The organism is Paenibacillus sp. MAH-35 (genome assembly GCF_058135425.1).
Genome location: NZ_JBYUPU010000001.1, coordinates 33,196 through 56,346, shown reverse-complemented (window position 1 = coordinate 56,346; position 23,151 = coordinate 33,196). Strand labels below are relative to the sequence as shown.

The 23,151-nt window shown below is 56.5% G+C and carries 18 protein-coding genes; 7 read left to right on the top strand and 11 right to left on the bottom strand.

Going from position 1 to position 23,151, the window contains the following annotated elements; genetic code table 11:
- Positions 1-135: 135 nt before the first annotated feature.
- From AC3Y2E_RS00200 to AC3Y2E_RS00190, 3 genes are all read right to left on the bottom strand, one after another.
- Positions 136-1,863 carry an ABC transporter ATP-binding protein gene (locus AC3Y2E_RS00200; protein WP_379205914.1) on the bottom strand — a complete coding sequence of 576 codons (1,728 nt, stop codon included), beginning with the start codon at positions 1,861-1,863 and terminating at the stop codon, positions 136-138.
- Positions 1,864-1,941: 78 nt separating this feature from the next.
- Positions 1,942-2,148 carry a hypothetical protein gene (locus tag AC3Y2E_RS00195; RefSeq protein WP_379205912.1) on the bottom strand — a complete coding sequence of 69 codons (207 nt, stop codon included), beginning with the start codon at positions 2,146-2,148 and terminating at the stop codon, positions 1,942-1,944.
- 54 nt (positions 2,149-2,202) lie between these two features.
- Positions 2,203-3,108 carry a helix-turn-helix domain-containing protein gene (locus AC3Y2E_RS00190; RefSeq protein WP_379205910.1) on the bottom strand — a complete coding sequence of 302 codons (906 nt, stop codon included), beginning with the start codon at positions 3,106-3,108 and terminating at the stop codon, positions 2,203-2,205.
- A 205-nt stretch (positions 3,109-3,313) separates the two neighbouring features.
- On the opposite strand from AC3Y2E_RS00190, the gene AC3Y2E_RS00185 reads away from it, so the two are divergent.
- From AC3Y2E_RS00185 to AC3Y2E_RS00175, 3 genes are all read left to right on the top strand, one after another.
- Positions 3,314-4,672, top strand: coding sequence for an ABC transporter substrate-binding protein (locus AC3Y2E_RS00185; protein WP_379205908.1), 1,359 nt, complete (start codon positions 3,314-3,316; stop codon positions 4,670-4,672).
- A gap of 329 nt (positions 4,673-5,001) precedes the next feature.
- On the top strand, positions 5,002-6,945 hold the full coding sequence (locus AC3Y2E_RS00180; protein ID WP_379205906.1) for a stalk domain-containing protein: 1,944 nt from the start codon (positions 5,002-5,004) through the stop codon (positions 6,943-6,945).
- Between the two features lie 233 nt (positions 6,946-7,178).
- Entirely contained in the window at positions 7,179-8,387 is a 1,209-nt protein-coding gene (locus AC3Y2E_RS00175) for an MFS transporter (RefSeq protein WP_379205904.1), read from the top strand.
- A gap of 103 nt (positions 8,388-8,490) precedes the next feature.
- Here AC3Y2E_RS00175 and AC3Y2E_RS00170 read toward each other — a convergent pair whose 3' ends face one another.
- Together AC3Y2E_RS00170 and AC3Y2E_RS00165 are read right to left on the bottom strand one after the other, a co-directional pair.
- On the bottom strand, positions 8,491-9,297 hold the full coding sequence (locus AC3Y2E_RS00170) for a polysaccharide deacetylase family protein (protein ID WP_379205902.1): 807 nt from the start codon (positions 9,295-9,297) through the stop codon (positions 8,491-8,493).
- Positions 9,298-9,488: 191 nt separating this feature from the next.
- Positions 9,489-10,136 (bottom strand): O-methyltransferase, encoded by a 648-nt coding sequence (locus tag AC3Y2E_RS00165; protein ID WP_379205900.1) that lies wholly within the window; start codon positions 10,134-10,136, stop codon positions 9,489-9,491.
- Positions 10,137-10,339: 203 nt separating this feature from the next.
- On the opposite strand from AC3Y2E_RS00165, the gene AC3Y2E_RS00160 reads away from it, so the two are divergent.
- Both AC3Y2E_RS00160 and AC3Y2E_RS00155 read left to right on the top strand, forming a co-directional pair.
- Positions 10,340-11,479 carry a THUMP domain-containing class I SAM-dependent RNA methyltransferase gene (locus tag AC3Y2E_RS00160; RefSeq protein WP_379205898.1) on the top strand — a complete coding sequence of 380 codons (1,140 nt, stop codon included), beginning with the start codon at positions 10,340-10,342 and terminating at the stop codon, positions 11,477-11,479.
- Between the two features lie 267 nt (positions 11,480-11,746).
- Complete coding sequence (locus AC3Y2E_RS00155; protein WP_379205896.1) at positions 11,747-12,115, top strand: hypothetical protein; 369 nt, start codon at positions 11,747-11,749, stop codon at positions 12,113-12,115.
- Between the two features lie 113 nt (positions 12,116-12,228).
- Here AC3Y2E_RS00155 and AC3Y2E_RS00150 read toward each other — a convergent pair whose 3' ends face one another.
- The 6 genes from AC3Y2E_RS00150 to pdhA all read right to left on the bottom strand — a co-directional run bounded on the left by AC3Y2E_RS00150 (position 12,229) and on the right by pdhA (position 20,470).
- Positions 12,229-13,620, bottom strand: coding sequence for a sn-glycerol-1-phosphate dehydrogenase (locus AC3Y2E_RS00150; RefSeq protein ID WP_379205894.1), 1,392 nt, complete (start codon positions 13,618-13,620; stop codon positions 12,229-12,231).
- A 301-nt stretch (positions 13,621-13,921) separates the two neighbouring features.
- The gene (locus tag AC3Y2E_RS00145; protein ID WP_379205892.1) at positions 13,922-14,839 is read right to left on the bottom strand and encodes an exopolyphosphatase; all 918 of its coding nucleotides are present in this window, start codon (positions 14,837-14,839) and stop codon (positions 13,922-13,924) included.
- Between the two features lie 168 nt (positions 14,840-15,007).
- Positions 15,008-16,420, bottom strand: a complete 1,413-nt coding sequence (gene lpdA, locus AC3Y2E_RS00140) for a dihydrolipoyl dehydrogenase (protein ID WP_379205890.1) — start codon at positions 16,418-16,420, stop codon at positions 15,008-15,010.
- Positions 16,421-16,424: 4 nt separating this feature from the next.
- Entirely contained in the window at positions 16,425-17,780 is a 1,356-nt protein-coding gene (locus AC3Y2E_RS00135) for a dihydrolipoamide acetyltransferase family protein (RefSeq protein ID WP_379205888.1), read from the bottom strand.
- 623 nt (positions 17,781-18,403) lie between these two features.
- On the bottom strand, positions 18,404-19,384 hold the full coding sequence (locus AC3Y2E_RS00130) for an alpha-ketoacid dehydrogenase subunit beta (RefSeq protein ID WP_190931990.1): 981 nt from the start codon (positions 19,382-19,384) through the stop codon (positions 18,404-18,406).
- A 3-nt stretch (positions 19,385-19,387) separates the two neighbouring features.
- Positions 19,388-20,470 carry a pyruvate dehydrogenase (acetyl-transferring) E1 component subunit alpha gene (gene pdhA, locus AC3Y2E_RS00125; RefSeq protein ID WP_190931991.1) on the bottom strand — a complete coding sequence of 361 codons (1,083 nt, stop codon included), beginning with the start codon at positions 20,468-20,470 and terminating at the stop codon, positions 19,388-19,390.
- Positions 20,471-20,792: 322 nt separating this feature from the next.
- Here pdhA and AC3Y2E_RS00120 point away from each other — a divergent pair, with 322 nt between their 5' ends.
- Together AC3Y2E_RS00120 and AC3Y2E_RS00115 are read left to right on the top strand one after the other, a co-directional pair.
- Complete coding sequence (locus AC3Y2E_RS00120) at positions 20,793-21,521, top strand: alpha/beta hydrolase (protein ID WP_379205884.1); 729 nt, start codon at positions 20,793-20,795, stop codon at positions 21,519-21,521.
- Between the two features lie 128 nt (positions 21,522-21,649).
- Positions 21,650-22,597: a M15 family metallopeptidase gene (locus AC3Y2E_RS00115; RefSeq protein ID WP_379205882.1), complete on the top strand. Its 948-nt coding sequence runs from the start codon at positions 21,650-21,652 to the stop codon at positions 22,595-22,597.
- The last annotated feature ends 554 nt before the right edge of the window (positions 22,598-23,151 follow it).

The window sequence follows — 23,151 nt, the reverse complement described above, 5'->3', positions numbered from 1 at the left end:
AAGGAAATTATGTGAAGCAGCATGGCTTGCATGCACGCGGCTTCTTCAGACTGCTTATCCGATCCCTCTCCCGCTCATGGTCCGCTCATGGTCCGCTCCCGGTTCCGCTTCCCGCCTGCGCGGATCTACAAGCCGTCATGTCACCGGCTGAAACTGGGCCCGGTGCAGCCCCGCGAAGACGCCGCCGCCTTGAACCAGCTCCTCGTATCGTCCCTGCTCGGCGATCCCGTCTTCGGTGACGACCACGATGCGGTCGGCATGACGGATCGTCGCCAGACGGTGAGCGATGACGAGCGTCGTCCGGTTGACCGCCAGCTCCTCAAGCGCCTGCTGGATGACGGCTTCCGTCTCCGTATCCAGAGCCGAGGTCGCCTCATCCAAAATTAAAATCGGCGGATTTTTCAGGAACATCCGGGCGATCGCCAGACGCTGCTTTTGCCCGCCCGACAGCTTAATGCCGCGCTCCCCGATTTGGGTGTCGAAGCCGGCCGGCAGCGCGCCGATGAACGACTCCAGATGCGCCCGTCTCGCGGCGTCCCGGATCTCCGCCTCCGTCGCATCGAGCTTGCCGTAAGCGATATTCTCGCGGATCGTGCCGGTGAACAGAAAGACGTCCTGCTGCACGATGCCGATATTTTGGCGGAGCGAGCGCTGCGTCATCGAGCGGATATCGGTTCCGTCGATCTCGATCGCTCCCCCGTCCACCTCATAAAACCGCGGGATCAGGCTGCACAGCGTCGTTTTGCCTGCCCCGGACGGCCCGACGAAGGCGACCGTTTCTCCGGCGCGAATCCGCAAATCGATATGCTGCAGCACCTTGGCGTGTCCCTCGTAGCCGAACGTCACGTCGCAGAACTCGATATTCCCGCGCAGCTTGCCGGCGTCGACCGCATTCGGCGAATCGGCCACGTCGGGAGCCGTATCGAGCAGCTCGGTCAGCCTTTTGAAGCCGGCCATTCCTTTCGGATACATCTCCAGCAGGGCGTTGATTTTCTCGATCGGCTTGAAAAACAGATTGACATACAGCAGAAAACCGATCAGCTCCCCATAAGTCAGCTCACCCTGGAAGCTGAACCATGCACCGAACATAAGCACGAGAAGCGAGAAAAGTCGCGTCATAAAATAAATGCCGGACGAGCTGAACGAAATGATCCAATACGACCGCAGCTTCGCCTTGCGAAAATTCGCGTTGTCGCGCTTGAACTTCGCCGTCTCGAACGCTTCGTTCGTAAACGATTTGACGACACGGATGCCGGACATGCTGTCCTCGACCCGGGCATTCACTTCCGCGATCTCTGCATACATCCGGCCCGCCGCCGTGTGCAGCTTTTTGTTGCAGACGCCGATCAGCCAGACGAGCAGCGGTACCGCGACGAACGTAATAAGCGCCAGCTCCGGATTAATCGACAGCATAATAACGAAGGCGGCGACGAAGGTCATGCAGGCGATAAACAGATCCTCCGGCCCGTGATGCGCCATCTCCCCGATATCGAACAGATCGTTGGTCATCCTCGACATCAGATAGCCGGTTTTCGTATTATCGAAAAAACGAAACGAAAGCTTCTGCACATGCTGGAACAGCTGCTGCCTCATATCGGTTTCGATATTGATCCCGAGCTTATGTCCCCAATAGTTGACGATAAATTGCAGTCCGGTACTGACGACATACAGCGCAAAAAGCCCGGTTCCCGCCAGCACGATCGTTCTCCATTCGCCCTGCGGCAGCAGCGAGTCGACGAACCATTGCACGGCAAGCGGAAAGCCGAGCTCCAGGACGGCAACGACGCACGCGCTGCCGAAATCGAGCATAAACAGCCGCTTATGAGGCTTGTAGTACGAAAAAAAACGTTTGTATACGTTCATCTCTCTCTAGTTCTCCTATCGGTCGGATATCGTGCCCATTATAAAGGTTCCGGACCGCTCCGACAAGGGAAAAAACAGCTATATCGCCCGTCTTTCCGCATCCGGTTGCCTAAATCCCGGCCTCTTCCTCGGAGCCGGCTGTTTGTAGATGCGCTGCAAAATCCACTTGACCTCTTCGATCCTGTCGCCCAGCTCCGGCTCCGACTCCGGCGCGACCCGGCTCGCGCACAGGTCAAGCGCGTACAGGTAACCGTCCAATTGCCGCTCGTTCATCCGCAGTTCCATCCTTTCGCCCGCCCCCTTTATCTGGAGGCTTCTCTAGAACTACATTTTGCAATTTCAAGGGATTCCATACTTGGCCTGGTTCACCCGTTCCGCCGCCTGCTTGCGGTATTCGCTCGCGGTCAGACCCTTCGTATCCCGGAACACCCGGCTGAAGCTGCGGAACGATTCGAAGCCGGTTTCGAACGTAATGTCGGTAATCGGCATATTCGTATGGGCAAGCAGACTGCAAGCGCTGTCAATTCGGATTTTCTGCAAATATTCCAGAAAACTGAGACCCGTCTGTTTTTTGAACGTTCGGCTAATGTGAGTGACGCTGATATTAAATTGCCGGGAAATCGATTCGAGCGTGACACATTCGGCATAATGAACATGGATGTAAATTAAAACTTGCCAAAACCAGTTGTCCTTCTGTTCATAGACGGGCCCCGATGTAGCGGAACCGTTGCCGGAGCGGACGAACAGCAGCAAAATTTCGGTCAGAATCGACCGGATCATATCCCGGTAACCCGCTTGACCGGGAAAGTTGTACTCGGCTTGAAGCTCCTGGAACAGCCGCCTGATCCGCTCGTTGCGCTCTCCCCCCACTTGAACGAAAGAGGGGGTATTCGTACCTACTCCGTACAAAAGCCTCGACAGCTCCGAATCGTCACGGCCGCCCAGAAGGAGCTGCAGATCGAACATACAGCAGATCCGGGCGCTGGGCTCATCCGATACGCGGCGCATCTCATGCATATGATGGGGCAGCACGAACGATAAAGTGCCGGGCCTAAGCTGTCCGGCGATTCCGTTAATCATCTGAATCCCGCTTCCCTCCAGCACATAGTTGAGCTCCACGTAGTCGTGATGATGGAGCCGGACATCCTTGACGACCGTCCCGGCCATGAAGAACCGGTGCTTGCCCGTAGTTTCCCCAAGTCCTCCGATGTGCAGCTGATACTCCGGATATACGATTTTACTCACCGAAAGTCCTCCCCGCATGTTAAAAAATAACTTGTTTTGGATACGATCCGTCCTAACGTTTTCGCCTGGTTCTGTATGATTATAATCATATTCGAGACGCCGCCGCTCCAGCAAGTGCCTAAGGAGATTGTTCTCCCGCACCGTTGTAAGCGGATACAGAAAGATTCGCTCTCGGCATATATTCCTTGAGGAGGTCATTATCCCTATGAAAACCAAAAATGCATGGAACTTGATCTGGCTCCCCTTGCTGGCCGTATCTTTAACAGCCTGCGGCAGCGGGCCGAGCGGCAAGGACGCGGACACGAGCCAGAGCGCGGCTTCGCCGCTCCCGGGAGCGGCTCCCAAGCAGCCCGAGCCGGTGACGCTTACGTTTTTCGAGCCGTCGAGCGGCCGCTCCGTGGAATGGTTCATGGATCTGTACGGGAATGCGATCCAGAAAAAATTTCCGCACGTCAAAGTCGAATTCAAATATACGCAAAAGATCAACGACAAAAATGTGGGCCTGCAGGAAATGATCGCAAGCGGCTCCAACGACATCGACGTCATCGTAACGTCCGTAGGGTCGTTTATTCCCGCGATTATCGATAACGGCCTCACCTTCGATCACAGCGAGCTGATCAAAACGAACAAATACGATCTGTCGCTGCTTGATCCAACGCCCATCCAGCTGCTGCAGGAGCTATCCGGCGGCGGTCTGCTCGGGTTGCCTGTCGGTGCGACGGCCAACGCTCTCGTCTATAACAAGGATCTGTTCGATAAATTCGGCGTCAGTTACCCGAAGGACGGCATGACCTGGGACGAAGTGTACGATCTTGCCGTCAAGCTGACCCGCAAAGACGGCGAGATCCAATACCGGGGATTCGTCGCCTCCCATTCCCATGTTGCGCTCGTAAACCAGTTCTCCGCCAGTTACGTAGACCCCGTCACGAAAAAAGCGCTGATGAATGCCGACCCGAACTGGGCCAAACATTCGCAAAATCTGAAGCGGTTCCATCAAATTCCCGGCAACGAGGTCAACGCCTCTACGGTCGGTTTAGCTCACGCCCAGTTTACGGTCGAGAAAACGGCCGCGATGTATGTCAATTCGCTCGACGCGACTTTTCTGAATCCGCAGACGTACGGGATCAACATGGACGCCGTCTCGATGCCCGAATACAAGGAGCTCCCCGGGATTGGCTCCCAGCTGTACCCGACCTACTTCAGCATTATCAATACGAGCAAAAAGAAAGAAGCGGCGTTTCAGGTGCTGGCTTATCTCACGAGCGAGGAATGGCAGCTGGAGCGGGCGAAGCAAGGATTCACGCCGATTGTCAAAAGCCAGGCCGTACGCAACGCCGTCGGTCAGGATATCCCCTACCTGCAGGGGAAAAATGCCAAAGCGTTTACGCCGGCCAAACCCGCCAAGCCGAGCAAGCTGACCGAATTCAACGCGACCGCCAACTCCCTGTTTCTCACCGAGCTCAGAAAGTATATCATTGGCGATATCGACCTGAACACGATGCTGCGCAATACGGACGAACAAATTAACGCCAAAATCGCCGAGGCCGGCGCCGCCAAAAAGTAAAAACCTATAGGGTACGGGCAAGCCCGGTCGGGATACGTCCGCGAGGCTGCCGCCGAACAGGAAGTCATTTTCATCTCATCATTGATCCTATCCATCTCTGCAAGACGCCATTTCATACATGGATACACGGGAGCTTCCTGCCCCGCTTTTTAGCGGCCTGGAAGCTTTTTTCGCCTCCGTTTATGGTAATAGTTACGATTAAGAAATGGTTTGCCCCGCGTTTCCTATAGTGCGCTCCTCTTGATTTTCATTTCTCCGCTAATGACAAGCCGGGCTTTTCCTTGGTACGATAGAAGCAACACTGCCGCAAGGCTTAAGGATGTGTCATCATGATCTTGGCCCAATATCCGATCACGCGTAAAACAGCGCTTGCCGCCCTTCTCGCTTTCGGCCTTCTGGCCGGCTCAGGGTCTCCGTTGCACGCTGCGGAGGAACACCCCTGGAATTTGCATCTGAAAGCCGAAGCTTACCGGGACGCCGGACAGTCCAAGCTGGCCGTGCCGATCTGGGATTCGCTAATGCGCAGAGCCGAAGCGGAAGCCGACTGGAACACCGCAGCGTTATACGCCGGGAGCCTCAACGAGTATTACGATTCGGTGCGTGATTACGACAAGGCGATCGAATATTACGAACTGGAGAACCAGTTCTGGCTGAACGACGGCAAGGACTGGGGCTCGAACGACTGGGAGCGCGCTTATCAGCTTCGCACCACGATCGAACTGTACGCCTCCGCACGTCCGGATTCCGCACAGCTGGAGTCGTACAAGCCGAAGTCCGGGAAGCTCGCCAAGTTCGAGCCGGAATACGGCATGTACGTGGGCATTTACTCGGAGCAGGATGAGCAGATGGGCAACCATTTCGACCGATCCGCTTCGATCTATGGCAAAAATCACGCGATGTACCTCGCTTATGCTACCTATGGAGAATCATTTCCGTCGCGGTATGTCTCCAATGCAAAGGAAGCGGACGGCGCCCTGCAGATCGCCTGGCAGCCGCTGAACGGACTCGACTCTGTGCAGGATGACAGCTATTTGCGCAAATGGGCGCAGGACGCCAAAGCGGCCGGCATTCCGATCTTCCTGCGCTTCGCTGGCGAGATGAACGGCGACTGGACCCCGTGGACGGACGATCCGGCAACCTATATCGAGAAATTCCGCACCGTAGCTAGCGTGATGCACAGCGAAGCGCCCAACGTGGCGATGGTATGGAGTCCGGGAGATGTGCCGAGATATAACATGGACCGTTATTATCCCGGCGACGAATATGTCGATTGGGTCGGCGTCAGCTTGTATACCGAGCCGTATTCGCACGGAAATCCGGAAGTCAGCATGGAAGCGACTACGCCGATCGAACGGCTCGACGAGCTGTACAGGCTGTACGCCGACCGCAAGCCGGTCATGCTAAGCGAATCGGCGGTCGCCCACTACACGAACAGCGACGGCAAATCGCATACGGAATTCGCTCTCATGAACCTGGACCGGCTGTACCGCGTGATGCCCAAAAAATATCCGCGTCTGAAAGCCATTACTTATTTCAACGTGGACTTGTTGCATAAAGAATCCCGCAACGACTACCTGCTGCGCGACAATCCGGATATGCTGGAACTGTACAAGACGGTGATCGCCGATCCGTATATGCTGTCGAAGGTGGAGACGGGCGCCAAGCCTGCGGACTCGATCGGGTATGTGGACGCCTCGACTCCGTTCGTGCGGGAAACGGAAATCGTGCCGTTCGTCCGCATCCCGGACATCTGGATCGGCAGGCTCGATTATGTGCTGAACGGACGGACGATCGCGAAGCAGACGAAGCCGCCCTACGGCATCCGGCTGAACGCCGGCGAAGTTCCGGAGGGCTCGGTGCTGGAGCTGCAAGTATTCAACCGCGCGGGCGACAAGGTCGCCTCCAAATCAATTCCCGTGTCGTCGCAGGTTGCGGTCCGGATCGACGGCGAGCAGCAGCAGTTCGAACAGCCGCCGGTTATTCAGGACGGCTCCACGCTTGCTCCGCTTCGCGCCATCTTCGAGCGGCTCGGCGCGGAAGTAAAGTGGGACGCCGCCACGAGCGTCGCTACCGGCAGCAGGAACGGGACAACCGTCTCGCTGAAGATCGGCGACGATACCGCCTATGTGAACGGCAAAGCCGTCAAGCTGGAAGTGGCCGCCCAACTGGTGAACGGGTATACGATGGCTCCCGCCCGCTTCGTCGGCGAGACGTTCGGAGGCACCGTAACCTGGGAAGGCGATTTCCGGACCGTCCAGATCAAGACGAAATAAACCGGGCAGCCACGTTCGGAAATAAATCGATAAATCCCCGGGAAAAAGTCTGCTGAGGCTTTTGCCCGGGGTTCTTTCGTTTTCTGCAAACCGCCCGGCCGGCCGCTGCGTCAAGCCGTTTAAAATTTTATCGGGCACCGCTATGGTTGTCCCCTTCCGGAGACATGCTATAATGAAGGTTATGTGAATGGTACGTTTTTGCATTCGGGGGAAGACAGAGGAGTGAAACGATTGTGAGCAACTGGAAGCTTAACCTGGGTGTGCTCTGGTTCGGTAACTTCCTGGTGATGGCCGGAATGACGATGATCATTCCGTTTTTGCCGTTGTACATCCAAGAGCTCGGCATTACCGACCCGAACCGGGTCGCCTTTTGGTCCGGCATCATCTTTGCAGGCAACTTCGTCACCGCCTTTCTGTTTCAGCCGCTGTGGGGCAAGCTTGCGGACCGGTACGGGCGGAAAATGATGCTGCTGCGGTCAGGGTTCGGCATGGCTGCCGTGATGATCCTGATGGGATTTGCCGGAGACGTGTGGCATCTGCTTCTGCTGCGCGTATTAAACGGAACAATCTCCGGGTTCGTCCCGGCGGCGGTCGCTCTGATGTCCGCCAGCACGCCCCGCGAGAAGATGGGCTTCTCCATGGGGACGCTCCAATCGGGAGGAACGGCCGGCAGCATACTCGGCCCTTTCATCGGAGGTTTGCTCGCCGATTGGATCGGCTTCCGGCCGATCTTCTACATAACCGGCGGTTTGCTGTTCGCCGCCTCGATGCTCGCCATGTTCGTCGTTAAGGAAAAGTTCGACGCCGGCAAAGCGGCGGTCCAGCCCAACGTATCGGTCGTCGCCGGACTGAAGGAACTGGGCAAAATTCCTCAGCTGTCGTCGCTGTTTACCGTTACGTTTCTGATTCAGTTCGCCATGCTCAGCTCGATGCCGCTGATTCCGCTATTCGTGCAGCATCTTCATCCAAGCGGAGAAAACCTCGCCTTTTTCTCCGGCCTGGTCGGCTCGATTACCGGCTTCTCGAATATGATCGCCTCGCCGCTGCTCGGCAAGCTCGGAGACAAGATCGGGCAGGAGAGGGTGCTTGCCGTATCCTTGATCGGATCGGCGATTATGTTTATCCCGCAGGCGCTCGTCCAGAACGTCTGGCAGCTGTTCGCGGCCCGGTTTATGCTCGGCATGTTTATGGGCGGCTTGCTCCCGTCCGTCAACGCCTTGATCCGCAAATATACGCCGGACGGGATGGAGAGCCGCTCTTACAGCTTCAACAGCAGCTTCCTGTCCTTGGGCAATATGGTCGGCCCGACGGTAGGCGGCGCCTTGTCCGGCTTCATTACGATTCGCGGCATTTTCCTGATCGCCACGGTATTGCTGTTCACCAACGCGTTCTGGGTCAACCGTACGCTGATCTCCCGGAAAAACCGGGAGGTGCAATCATGAACAGGCTCCTGCTCCCCGGTCCGACTAAAAAGACGCCTCTATCTCTCTTCCAAGAGGGTGGAGGCGTCTTTCCTTAGGCTGGCGGATACTGAGAATACGGCGACTAACGGGCGGACAGCCGAACCGTTTGACCGCCGGGAATTTCTACTGCATGATTCTCTGCGCTGACCCATACCGAAATCGCCGACGGATTGTGAACCCACTCGCAGGAAGCGGACCAGCGCAGCCGGCCGAGAGCCGTCATATATTCGACGATCTCCGCGTTCGTCGCATACCAGATGTCCTCCCGTCCGCCGACGATTTCGCCAAACCGGTCCACCAGCTCCCAGTTGTTGTCGTTATCGAATTCGTAGCTGTGGCCCCATACATACAGCAGCAGCATTTTCGAATGTCTCGGCTCCAAAGCGACGAACTTCTCGGCATGCTCCACCATCTGCTTATGGTGGCAGGTCGGGTGCCACTCCAGGAAATTGGCCGGCATCTCATAGGTGCCGTGGCTGCGGGTCGTGCGCGCATATTCGATCCCGAGCGACGGCAGCATCGCCGTGACCTTCTCGTTCCATGTGCCGAACGGGTAGCTCATTCCTCTGACGGGATAACCCGCAAGAGCTTCCAGAGCCGCGCGGTCGTTCGTAATTTCGCGGACGATCTGCTCGGGCGGCGCCTGCTCCAGGAACGGATGGCTCACCGTATGAACGGATATTTCATGCCCCGCATACAAGGACGCAATCTCCGCGCTGTCCAGCTTGCCCTTGTTGTCCAGAAATCCGGAATTGATATGAAACGTGCCGCGGAGCCCATACTTGTTCATACTCGCTACCAGCCGGCGGTCATGGACGACGCCATCATCGTAGCTCAACGTTACCGCTTTGATTTTGCCGCCCGGAAAACGGTCATACCGGATACGCATCCCACTTCTCTCCTATTCAGCGAACGATCTATGAATTCTAACTAACCTCTATGAAATTGAACGATGATTTGGAGGCCCATCCATCCGTATCGGATGAATTTCTGTACAGACCTTCTATTCGGTTCGCTTATTCTTAGGAGTAAATGGGTTCAATTCATATAACGAAACCTTACTGCATTCCCCGGGTGAGGTCAACCCTTCACTCTCGCTATACACAACCCGTCATACGCAGGGAGAATCGTCCCTTCCAGACGCGGATCGGTCGCCATCCGTTTATTGAACTCGCGCACGACCTGGACCGAGTTGCCTTTGGCGGCCGGGTCCATCGTCTTGCCGTGCAGCAGGGCGTTGTCGCCGACGATCAGAGCGCCGGGATTCGCCAGCCGGATCGCCCACTCGAGGTAGTTGACATAATTTCCTTTATCGGCATCGATAAAGAAGAAATCGAATTTCTCGCCCTCCTCGTCGAGCTTCTCCAGAGTTGGCAGCGCCTCTCCGATCCGGTATTCGACGATCGCTCCAAGACCTGCGGCCTCTACGTTTGCCCGGGCGACAGCCGCGAATTCCTCCTTCAGCTCGAGCGAAACCAGCTTGCCTTCCCCGTTCAGACCGCGCGCCAGACAAATTCCGCTGTATCCCCCGAGCGCGCCGATCTCCAGCAGCCGCTTGGCACCGGTCATCCTGACGAGCAGCGTCAGCAGCCTGCCGTACCCGGGCGCAACCGATATTTCGGGCATGCCGTTATCCGCGATCGACTGCCTCACCCGTTCGAGATCGGCATCCTTCTCATACAAAGATTCGACGTACAAATCCGCCGTCTGAAAATATCGTTCCTCCATAACCGTTCCTCCCGTTCCCGCCCGAAAGCGCGTTTGTGTACTTCCGGCGTTTCGCCTATACTTAATTCTGAATCCGTTACATGGTCCGGGCTCGTTTACTGAATCCGTGTTCTTTTTTTACGGTTTCATGATTATTGTAAGATTTTACGGGAATGGCTGCAATCGAAATGCGGAACTACAGGGAAAATGGAGTGAACCTATAAGTGGATACGAAAATTGAACTGATTGCAACCTCTCCGATGGGGCTGGAAGCGGTCGTCGCCCGCGAAGTCCGGGAGCTTGGGTACAACGAAGTCAAGGTGGAGAACGGGAAAGTACTATTTCTGGCGGACAAGTCGGCGATCGCGAGAGCGAATCTGTGGCTGCGCACAGCCGACCGGGTGCTGGTGAAGATGGGAGAATTCCCGGCCACCACGTTTGACGAGCTGTTCGAGGGCGTCAAAGCGCTGCCTTGGCCGGAATGGATTCCGGAGGACGCCGAGTTCCCCGTCGAAGGCCGCTCCCACAAATCGCAATTGTCGAGCGTTCCCGCCTGCCAAGGTATCGTCAAAAAAGCAGTTGTAGAAAAAATGAAGCAGCGCTATGCAACCGAATGGTTCCGGGAAGAAGGTCCGCGTTACGTGATTGAAGTAGCGCTGCTTAACGATATGGCAACCATCACGATCGATACGACCGGACCGGGGCTGCATAAACGGGGATACCGCAAGCTCATCACCGAAGCGCCTCTGAAGGAAACGATGGCCGCTGCAATGGTGCTGCTTAGCCGCTGGCGGGCGGAACGGCCGCTGATCGATCCGTTCTGCGGCTCGGGGACGATTCCGATCGAAGCCGCTATGATCGCCTGGAATATCGCTCCGGGTCTGCGGCGCGAGTTCCCGGCCGAAGCGTGGCCGACGCTGGACCCGGCGATCTGGGAACAGGCGCGTGAAGAGGCGTACGATCTGGTGCGCGACGACGATCCGCTCGATATTATCGGCTCCGACATCGATCCGGCCGCCATCGAGGTCGCGAAAGCCAACGCCAAAAAAGCCGGGCTGTCCGGGGAGCTGAAATTCCACGAAGAGCCGGTCGCCAAGATGTGGCCGCAGAGCGACTACGGCTGTATCATTACGAATCCGCCGTATGGGGAGCGGATCGGAACGAGCGATGAGGTGGAGAAGGCGATTCGTCAGCTCGGCACCGTTTTCGAAAAGCTGCCGACCTGGTCGTTATTCGCCCTTAGTCCGAGCAAGCAGTTCGAGCATTACTTCGGACGAGCCTCCGATAAGAAACGGAAGCTGTTTAACGGCAGGATCGAGTGTCAGCTGCTGCAATATTTGGGTCCTCTGCCGCCGAGGCGCTAGCTGCCGGAAGCGGACCGGGCGAGTGCCCTCTTCCCTGCTTGTTGCATATGATGGATCATATCGCTATAAGTGCGAGTTCAAAAAGTCCGGTTTTCAGCACCGAGAAGATGGGATGAAGCCAGGCAATGAGGAGCGGAGCGTAGCGGGAGCTTTTGTGAGCACCGGAAGTTCCGGCTGAATTCCATATTCGATGTCAGCAGGCTTCTGATCGGCTTCGTGATCAAAAGTGGGCTTTTTGAACAACCTCTGTAAGAAAGGAAGAGAGGCATGAGTCAGGAAGAGCAGCAAGCCACGAATGCGGCGGTTAATTGGACCGGCAGCGGAACGCCGGATTCCAGACCGCCTGCCGTGAACCCTCACGGCGGACATCCCGGTATGGGGCATCACGGCGGATATCACGGGGGATACCACGGCGGGTATCCTGGCGGTTACCACGGAGGATACCACCCTTGGAATTTTACACCGGTCGTCCTGCCCGTTCCATACCCGTATCCTTATCAGCCTTATCCGTACCCGCCTAACCCGTATTCGTCCTATCCGTACAACGGATATCCGTATCCCGGCTACCCGTACATCCCGAATCCGATTCAAGTGTACCGGATTCCGTGCGATCCGCCGGCTGACCCGAACGGATAACCTTCCATCGAAACGGCTGGCGTCCAAGGAAGCGGTCCCCTTGTTGACAAGGAGCCGCTTTTTTTGTGGATTCCGGGAGCGGTGCGGCGATACTACATACGTTCATGCTGCATCTATGGAGCAAACGACTCCCGCGTCCGCTCTTCCGCAAACCGTTCCAGCAAGCCCAGCTGGTCCGCGAGCTGCAGCACCGTATAGCGGCTGCGTACTTCCTTGGCAACCCGCAGCGCGTCGGACAACTCCTGCCGGGCAACTCCGATCTCGCGCGGCTCCGCAGGGGCGCCGGCATCGCGAAGCAGCGCTTTGAGGTCGGGCACGAGTCCGAGCAGCGTCCGAAGCTTCGGCTTCAGTTCCGGCCAGCCCCGGACAAGCCTGTTCATGCGGACGTCCAGCTCCGGCTGGCTCAGAAGCAGGCTGCGGTTCTCAGCGATCATATCCTCGGCCAGAGGACCGTAACAGCGCCGCAGGTTCGTTTCCCACTCGGCGATTTGGGCCGCGTCCTTTTCAGTCATGTTCCACTCGCCCATATCCGCTTCCAGAAGCTCGGCGTACAGCCGGGCGATCAGCGGCGTGGCGGCGCCTACCTTGATCCCGTGCAGCTCCGGGCGGTGACCGGCGGCAAAGTGAAGCATCTCCCAGTAGTGGGAGATATGATGCTCCGCACCCGAGGCCGGGCGGGAATTGCCGATCATCTGCATGGCGATGCCCGACAGGACAAGCCCTTCCATCAGTTTCTTGATCCCCGGCACCCCGCCGGTGCGAATCGCGGTCACCTCGCTCGCCACGTTTGTCAAGGCGCGAGTCATTAATTCCGCCGTCACTTCGCAGTAATGCTCTTCCTCGACGACCGCGGCCAGCAGCCAGTCGCACAGAGCGGTTATTTTCGCCGCCATGTCCCCGACTCCGGCCCCGATCATCGCCGGGGGCGCGCACCGGATCACGTCCAGATCGCCGATGATCGCCAGCGGAGATTGCAAGCTATACGTTTTCTTGTATCCGTTCACCAGAATCGGCGACCCGGTCGAGGCGTATCCGTCCATCGAAGGCGCCGTGGCGACGACCAGATACGGAATTCCGGCTTTGCAGCTGACGAATCTGGCAATGTCGTTAATCGTGCCCGACCCGACGGCGATCATAAATTCCGTGTCCTTCTCAAGCTCGATCAACGCCCGTACCAGTGCGGTCTCATCGGCATACAGCTGGTCCTCCGGAAATACGCAAAGCGTAACGTCAAATCCGCTTCTGCCCAATTGTCCGGCCAGCTCATCGCCCGCTGCGGCGAAGGAAGCCGGATCGGCGATCAGGAGCGCCTTCGTGCCGAGCCCCATTTGACGGATCGTATCCGGGACTTTGCGCAGCGCCCCTTGCTCGAGAATAAGCCGTTCGATCTCGACGCGGTGCGTCCGGCCGCAGGTACAAGCGAACTCGATTCCGGTCAGCCGTTCGACATCGCTCTGCAGAACCGACTCGGCCGTTACGGTTGTTATAGATCTCCGCTCTATCATATACAGGTAAACGCCTCTTTTCGTTGATGTTGGGTAATCCAGGTCCAATAGGTTTCCTTCCATTATGTGCGGTTGCGGCTCCGGTTACAAGCCCTCGTCCAAAGAGACGGTTTGGCGTGCCGGCAGCTTCCACGAGTGTCCGTTCCCCAACCCTGTTCATCTGCCGGAAGCCGCTCATCAAATAAACAAAAGAGCCCGCCGCCCCACAACCGTGGTTTGGTGAGCTCCAACTCTTTACCTTACTCCCTACTGTACCCTACTCCCTACTCTATCCTTTACCCTACCCGTCTCTTTACTGCTCCTACCCGTCCCGGTTCATCGCCGCAACGAGCTGTTCGAGCACCGCATCCGCCGTAGCGTACTCGACTTGACAAGTCCCCGCAGCCGCATGCCCTCCGCCGCCATAGGTCAGCATCAGCGATCCGACGTCGGTCTTCGCCCCGCGGTTTACGATGCTGTGGCCGCAGGCAAAGACGCAGTTTTGCTTATTTTTGCCGTCGACGATCCAGATCGAGATGTTCTGCTCCGGATAAAGCGCATAAATCATGAATCGGTTGCCCGGATATATGGTCTCTACGCCGCGCAGATCGGTGATGATCACATTCCCTTCCGTGCGCGTATGAGCGGCGAGCATCGCCCGATACGGGGCATCCAGCTCGAAATACCGCTTCACGCGCTCCTGAACGTCGGGGAGCTGCATCACTTCGTCCACCGTCTTCGTCATGCAATGCTCGACCAGATCCTCCATCAGCTGGTAGTTGCTGATCCGGTAATCGCGGTAACGACCGAGGCCGGTACGGGCGTCCATAAGGAAGGAGAGCAGATCCCAGCCGCACGGGTTCAAGATGTCGTCCTTGCTGAATTGGGCGGAGTCGGCCTTGTCCACGCCCTCCATAATATCGTCAAGCTCCGGCCCGAACTTCTCGCGGCCTCCGTAATAATCGTAAACGACGCGGGCCGCGCTCGGAGCGATACGGGTTTCCCCCTGATATACGATGTCCTGTCCGTTGCGCTTCAGCTCGCTGGAATGGTGGTCGAACCACAACCCGCAACCTGGCACATAAGGCACATTTGCCAAAATATCGTTCTCGTTTACCTCGATCAAGCCGTCCTGCATATCTTTCGGATGGACAAACTTCATCCCGTCGATCATTCCGAGCTTCCGGAACAACATGGCGCATACGAGTCCGTCAAAATCCGACCTGGTTATGAGTCTCATCGTGTTCTCCCTCTCCTATGTATAGTTCTTATGGACTACTACATTCGCGAACGCATGTCTTTATTCCTTCAACGCACAGGCTTGTTTTCCGGGTTTTACGAGAAAAACAAAAAGACGCCCCGTCCCCATAAGGACAGAGCGCCTTGCAACATGTGCTGCTGTATGGCTTTACTTCACGATCATATGGATCGGATGGCCAAGCGCGCCCTCCGAAGCATCCATCACGATCTCGCCCAGCGTCGGGTGAGCGTGGATCGTCAGCGAGATGTCTTCGATCGTGGCGCCCATCTCGATGGCGAGCGCCAGCTCGGCAATCAGGTTCGATGCTTCCGCGCCCACGATTTGAGCGCCGATCAAGAGCCCCGTATCTTTGTCGCCGACCAGCTTGACGAAGCCTTCGTTAGCGCCGATTGATTGCGCGCGTCCGTTCGCGCCGTAGCTGAAGCGTCCGGAGAAGACGTTGACGCCTTTCTCTTTCGCTTCGGTTTCGCTGAGGCCTACGCTGGCAATCTCCGGCTCGGAGAAAACGACTGCAGGAATCGCTTTGTAGTCGACAGCGCTCGCTTGTCCGGCGATCGCTTCCGCTGCCACTTTCGCTTCGTAGCTCGCTTTATGAGCCAGCGCCGGACCCGGCACGACGTCGCCGATCGCGAAGATCGAAGGAACGCTCGTACGGCCCTGGCTGTCCACCTCGATAATGCCGCGGTCGCTCATCTTCACGCCGATCGCCTGCAAGCCGAGCTCGTCGGTATTCGGCGTTCGGCCCACCGTTACGAGAACGTAATCTGCCGTAACCTGCTTCTCTTCTCCGCCAACCGTATACGTAACCGTTACGTCCGAGTCCGTCTGCTTCGCTTCTTTGGCGAGCGCCTCGTTCACGACATCCACGTTCGACTTCTTCAGGCTGCGTCCCACATAACGGGACAGCTCCTTCTCGAAGCCCGGCAGGATCGTATCCGAGCCTTCCAGTACAGTGACTTTCGTGCCGAGCTTGGCGAACGTCTGACCGAGCTCGATCCCGATATAGCCGCCGCCGATAACGATCAGGCTGTTCGGAATTTCGCTGAGGTTCAGAGCTTCCGTCGAGGACATAATCCGTTTGCCGAACGGGAAAGCTTTCAGCTCGACCGGACGGGAACCTGTCGCGATAATGCAGTTGTTGAACTTATATTGCGTCGAGTCGCTTTCGGTAGCGACACTGACAACCGAATCGCTGACGAAAAACGCTTCGCCGGTTACAAATTGCACTTTGTTGCCTTTCAGCAAGGAACCGACTCCGCCGCTTTGCTTTTTGACGATGCCGTTTTTCCATTCCTGCACCTTCGCCCAATCGACTTTTACGTCGCCGACGTTAATGCCGTATTCGGACCCTTGCAGCGCTGACTCGTAGCGGTGAGCCGCGGAGATCAACGCTTTCGAAGGGATACAGCCGCGGTTGAGGCAGACGCCGCCGATTTCGGCTTTGTCCACGCATACGACCGATTTGCCCAATTGTGCCGCTCGGATGGCTGCTACGTAACCGCCCGGGCCGGAACCGATAACCAGCACGTCAACATCTACAGTAAGCGTTCCGACTACCATGCGCTTACACCTCCATAACCATTAATTGCGGATCTTCGAGCAGGGACTTGATGTAGTTCATTGCATTCTGAGCGGTCGCGCCGTCGATCAGACGGTGGTCGAAGCTCAGGGACAGCGCCATAAGGTTGCCGATGACGATCTGCCCGTCGCGGACGACCGGCTTCTCGGAGATCCGGCCGGTGCCGAGAATCGCCACTTCCGGATAATTGATAACCGGAGTAAAGAACATGCCGCCTGCCGATCCGATATTCGTGATCGAGATCGTGCTGCCTCTCATCTCGTGCGACTGCAGCTTGCCTTCGCGGCCGCGGGATGCGAGATCGCGAATCTCGTTGGCTACCTGCCATACGTTTTTGCGGTCAGCGTCTGCCACGACCGGTACGATCAAGCCGTTGTCGGTATCGGTAGCGATCCCGATGTTGTAGTACTTTTTATAGACAATTTCGCTCTTCTCGTCGTCGATCGAAGCGTTAAGCGCCGGATACTGCTTCACAGCGGCTACGAGCGCCTTGACGATGAACGGCAGATAGGTCAGCTTGACGCCTTTTTTCTCGGCCAGCGGTTTTGCCTTCTGACGCAGCTCAACCAATGCCGTTACATCCACTTCGTCCATAATCGTAACGTGCGGAGCGGTGTATACCGATTTGACCATCGCACTCGCGATCGCCTTGCGGATGCCTTTCAGCGGTACGCGTTCTTCGACGCGATCGCCTGTCGGTGCGACAGCTGCGGAGCCGCCTGCTTGCGGGGCCGATGCGCCTTCGCCTTGAGCCGCTTCTGCAGGGGCTGCAGCCGCTTGGCCGCCGCCGGCTTCGAAAGCGAGCACGTCGTCCTTGGTCACTTGGCCGTTGCGGCCCGTTCCTTTAATGGACGCCAGGTTGACGCCTTTCTCGCGGGCAAACTTGCGCACGCTCGGCGTTGCCAGCACTTGGCCGGATGCTGCGGCCTGCTCAGCCGCTACCGCCGGCTTCGCTTGCTCTGCAGGCGCTGCTGCCGGAGCGGCAGCAGCAGGTTGCGCCGCCGGTGCCGGTGCCGCAGCAGGAGCCGCTTGGCCACCGCCGGTCTCGGATGCCGCAGCCTCGCCTCCGCCGTGATGAATCGACTCCGGCGGAATTTCGCCGACGACGTCGATAACGGCGAGCGGATCGCCTACGTGCGATACCGTTCCTTCTTTTACCTTCAGCTCGACAATTTTGCCGGTAACCGGAGAAGGTACTTCAACGACAGCCTTGTCGTTTTGAACGTCCATAATGATTTGATCTTCTTTAATCTCGTCGCCTGGCTTTACGTGCCATTTGACGATTTCGCCTTCATGAAGACCTTCGCCGAGCTCGGGGAGCCGGAATTGCCAGATCGCCATAGTATTACCTCCTGGGCGTTTTGCTTATGCAAGATAAAATGGATATTACGACTCGTCGAACCTCGTGTCACCTGCTTCGTCGTCCCGCAACTCCCAGTTGCCGGGTCCGACCAAGCGGAGCATATCGTGCAGGCGTTGCTTGGGTTGCTTAGGTGTATGCTTGGTATGCTTGGTATGCTTGGGTATGTCATAACCGTTATTTCGTTACCGTCCTTATCCCAAAGTGCCGCCTGAGCCTGGTTGTTTAGTTCATGCAGCAGGCGGGTTCCTTCGAAAATAACGGTCTTTTGCAGCTTCAATTCACGGTCAAACCTGCTTCATCACCAAAATAAGAGATGTTTAAGGCCGTTATTTCAACAAGTTCGTTCCTTTGCGGACGATTCCAGCGAAATAAGAGCCTTGAACAGCCTTTATTTCATCCAATCCGGCTGTTTTTACAGAAATAAGAGCTTCCACAAGCTCTTATTTCCGCATCACTTCACTGCCATAATACCGGCCTCCGCCATTCGGTTCGGTTCCGTTTCGCTCCGTCCCGTCAAGCTGCGTCTATGCCATTCTTGAAGAAACGTCCTGCAGCTTCACTTGAAGGCCGGTGCCGGATGGACAGCCGTGAACTCATTTATTTAGAAGTTCAATACTTGATTAATTCCTTCGATAATCCGAGCTGGTGTAGGCAGCCATTCGTCTTCGACTTGTCCGAACGCATATACCGTATCCGGAGCCGCTACGCGGAGGACCGGAGCTTCCAGATGCAGGATCGCTTTTTCGTTTACTTGAGCGATCACTTCGGCAGCGATGCCGGCTGTCTTCTGGGCTTCTTGAACGACGATCGCGCGGTTCGTCTTCTTGACCGATTCCACGATCGTTTCGATATCAAGCGGCATAAGCGTACGCAGGTCGATGACTTCGACGGACACGCCTTGCGACTTCTCGATCTCTTCGGCAGCTTTCATCGAAGTGTGAACCATCGCGCCGTAAGTGAGGATCGTCACGTCTTTGCCTTCGCGGACGATATTCGCTTTGCCGATCGGCACGGTGTACTCGCCTTCCGGAACTTCCGCGCGGAACGCACGATACAGCTTCAGGTGTTCCATGAAGAAGACCGGGTCGTTGTCGCGGATTGCGGAGATTAGCAGTCCTTTGGCATCGTACGGGTTCGAAGGGATAACCACCTTGATCCCCGGAGTTTGCACGAGCATGCCTTCGAGGCTGTCCGTGTGCAGCTCAGCCGCTTTTACACCGCCGCCGAACGGAGTCCGGATAACCATCGGAGCCGTGTAGCTCCCCCCGGACCGCCAGCGCAGACGAGCCGCTTGCGCTACGATCGAGTCCATCACTTCAAAGACGAAGCCGATAAACTGCACTTCCATAATCGGGCGGAACCCTTGCACGCAAAGTCCGACCGCCAAACCGCCGATACCGGACTCGGCCAGCGGCGTATCGAATACGCGCTCTTCGCCGAATTCTTTCTGAAGTCCTTCAGTAGCGCGGAACACGCCGCCGACATGACCGACGTCTTCGCCGAATATCATAACGTTCGGATCACGCTGAAGCTCCAGCTTCATCGCTTCATTAATCGCTTGAACCATCGTTAACTGTGCCATCGCTTACTTGCCCCCCTTGCCCGCAAACCAAGCTTTTTGCTCTTCCAGATGCGCCGGCGTCGTTTCGAACATCGAATCAATCAGGCCCGGAATCGTCATCTTCTCCGTCTCTTCCGCCTTTTTGATTTGCGCGTTGACGTGCTCCTTCGCTTCTTCGATCACTTTGTTCTCTTCCTCTTCGCTCCACAGCCCTTTCGCTGTCAAGTACGTGCGGAAACGGACGAGCGGATCGCGTGTTTCCCAGTCGCCGGATTCTTCTTTCGTTCTATATTTGGACGGATCGTCGCCGGACATCGAGTGCGGGCCGAACCGGTACGTAATTGCTTCTATCAGAGTCGGTACGCCTTCGAGCGCATGCTGGCGAGCTTCGGATACGGCTTTGTATACGGCAAGTACGTCCATACCGTCGATTTGTACGCCGCGAATCCCGGCAGCGACCGATTTTTGGGCGATCGTAGCAGCCATCGTTTGTTTCGCGCGCGGGGTTGAGATCGCGTAACCGTTGTTTTGGACGAAGAAAATGCAAGGAAGCTTAAACGCTCCCGCGAAGTTCATTCCTTCGTAGAAGTCGCCCTGGGAGCTGCCGCCGTCGCCCGTATAAGCGATCGCTACGTTCTGCTTGCCGCGGCGCTTAAGACCCATCGCAATGCCAGGAGCTTGTACGATCTGAGCCCCTATAATGATTTGCGGGAGCAGCACATTGACGCCTTCCGGAATTTGTCCGCCATGCTGATGTCCGCGGGAATACAGGAATGCCTGATAGAGCGGAAGACCGTGCCAGACGAGCTGCGGCATATCACGGTAGCCCGGGCATACCCAATCTTCTTTGTCGAGCGCAAATTCACTCCCGATCATGGACGCTTCCTGACCGGATACCGGCGCGAAAAATCCGAGCCTGCCTTGACGGCTGAGCGATACGGCGCGCTGGTCCCACGTGCGGGTAAATACCATGCGGCGCATCAGTTCTTTCAATTGATCGTCGGACAAATTCGGAGCGGCTTCCGGGTTCACGATCTCGCCGTTCGGAGACAGGATCGAGAGCGGCTGGATCTCGTCGATCCGAACTTCGGACAATGGCTTGCTCATCGCTTTCACCTCTGAAATGGTTTTAAGTATTGGGTTATACAGAACAGCAAACTGTTATAGTATATTGAGCACCCTGTTTCATAACAATGTCAGCTTTTCAAGCCTGAAACCACTTGATTTTAGCGGAAACTCGTATGTAACAGAGTACCACCATTATATAGTACAGTTCGACAAAAATCTATAGCATTCGATCAAAACTTTTTCTATTCCGCCCCTCGCTGTTATAATGATTGGATTGCGGCCAGTCGTTTTCGGAGATAGCCGCATCTCCAATTAGTTTACACTTAACGAACCATTTTCAATCGGAAAGGAACATGCCGCAATGAACGATGACCGTTACACCAAACGCACGATCGTAAAGGAAGAAGTGCGCTCCGCTTTTTTGCCGGAAGCCAGAAGCGTCAAAATATACATGCCTCCGGGCTACAATGAGCTGATGTCCTACCCGGTCCTGTATTGCCAGGACGGCGAGGACTTCTTCAACTTCGGCCGCACCGCGACGACCATCACCCGGCTCATCCTGGACGAAGGGCTGGAGCCCGCGCTCGTCGTCGGCGTCGATGTGGACAAACGGGTTCGCACCGATGAATATTCCCCGGACGGCTCCCGGTTCGAGGCGTACTGCCGCTTTTTCGCGGAGGAGCTCGTCCCTTATATCGAAGAGCGCTATCCCGCAAGGCGGGAACGGGCCGACCGCGTCATCGCAGGTGATTCGCTGGGCGGCACGGTATCGCTTCATCTCGCCCTGGAGTACCCGGAGCTGTTCAACCGGGTGTTGTCGCTGTCCGGCGCTTTTCTGGAAAGCACCCGCAGCCGTCTCGCCGCCGAAAGCGACTTGTCTTGGCTGGAGCTGTACATGCTGATCGGCTTGCAGGAGACCGCCGTCGAAACGTCTTCGGGCACGTTCGACTTCCTGAACGAAAACCGACTGACCCGGGCTATGCTGGAAGCGAAGGGGACCAAACTGGTCTACGAAGAGAAGGACGGCAAGCATATTTGGGGCTTTTGGCAAAAAGAGCTGCCCGGAGCATTGACCCGTTTCTTCGGATAATTTCCTTCCTGCTCAAAACTTGTCATTCCTGCGGCGCTGCAACAATGAAACATCCTGCGGTGCAGCAACGTCTATTTTTATGTGCAACACCGACACCGATTATACGCATTGGAGGAAAGCTACCGATCATGAAGCGAAAACGTTCCAAAACCACGGCCGCTCTGCTGCTGACCGGCCTAGTATTCATTGTCGCGGCTTGCGGCGACAAACAGGCCGCTCCTCCCGAGGGCAGCGCCGGATCGGATAAACCTGCCGTTGCGGCGCCAGGCGGCGCGGGCACGGACTCGAATCCGACCCAGAGTCCAAAGGTGCCCGAATTAACCGGCTCCCCGAATCCGCCCAAAACTACGGACCCTGCGCCGTCAACCGGCAACGGGACCGGAACGGGCACAGGTAATGGTACAGATAAACCTGGCGGGAATAACGCCGCAGGAGACAAAGGCTCCGCCGGCAACGGCGATCCGAAAGCGGTTCAGGTCGTCGCGAAGCCGGCGGATGTCGCGGTGCTCGTCAACAAGACGTACCGGTTGCCAGACAATTACAAACCGACCGATCTGGTCGAACCGGACATCCCGTTTATCTTCAAGGAGAAAAGCGACAAGCGATTGATGCGCAAGGAAGCGGCAGGAGCGCTGGAGAAGCTCGTCGCCGCCGCGAAGAAGGACTCGATCTCCCTGGCCGGCGTATCCGGCTTCCGGACGCAGGCGACGCAGAAAACGCTGTTCGACAACTACGTGAAAAAGGACGGCGAGGAAGCCGCCCGCAAATACAGCGCCGTCCCCGGACACAGCGAGCACCAGACCGGTCTTGCGATGGACATATCCGGCAGCGACGGCAAATGCGCCGCCTCCGACTGTTTCGCCGATACGAAGGAAGCGAAGTGGCTGGCCAAAAACGCGGCCGAACACGGTTTTATCATCCGTTATCCGAAAGGCAAGGAGAGCATCACCGGCTATCAATACGAGCCGTGGCATCTCCGTTACGTGGGCACGAAGATCGCCAAGGAAATAACCGACAAAGGGATCACCCTCGAGGAGTATATGGAAAGCGCAAATGCCGTGCAGGCCGCCAAGTAAGTTGGCTGGGTATAGGCAAATCGAATGACTGTCTCCAAAGTTTTTTACGATTTTGCAAGCCCCTGGACAGACTGGTTTTCTCGAGAAAAAGGACCTCAGCTTCCACTTTATAGCGGAATTTGAGGTCCTTTCGTTTAAGAGTTTGCACGTTCCCAAATGTGATGCGACATGGTTTCGGACAGTCCTTCTTTGACATGCTCCTTGTGTGGAGAGGAGGAAGGATGGGTACCTGGCCCTTATTTCAGCCAACTCGTCGCGTCTGTGTCCTCTTCGCCGATTTTAACAGCTTCAAACCGCTCTTATTCCCCGTCCAAGCGGGTTTTCGGACAAAATAAAGAATGCAAACCTATGCAAACCGCTCTTATTCGGCTCCTCTCCCGCTTGAAGCACGGCAGAAAGCTAAATCGCCGCCACCTATGAGAAGCGAGTTGCTATCCTTGATACCCGGCCGCTCTCGATCAATTGTCTGAATTGCAGGTAATCCAGCAGAATGAGATCTGCCGTCGCCTGGCAAATGCACTTTACGACGATGGGGGCATACTAGTGGCCTAAAG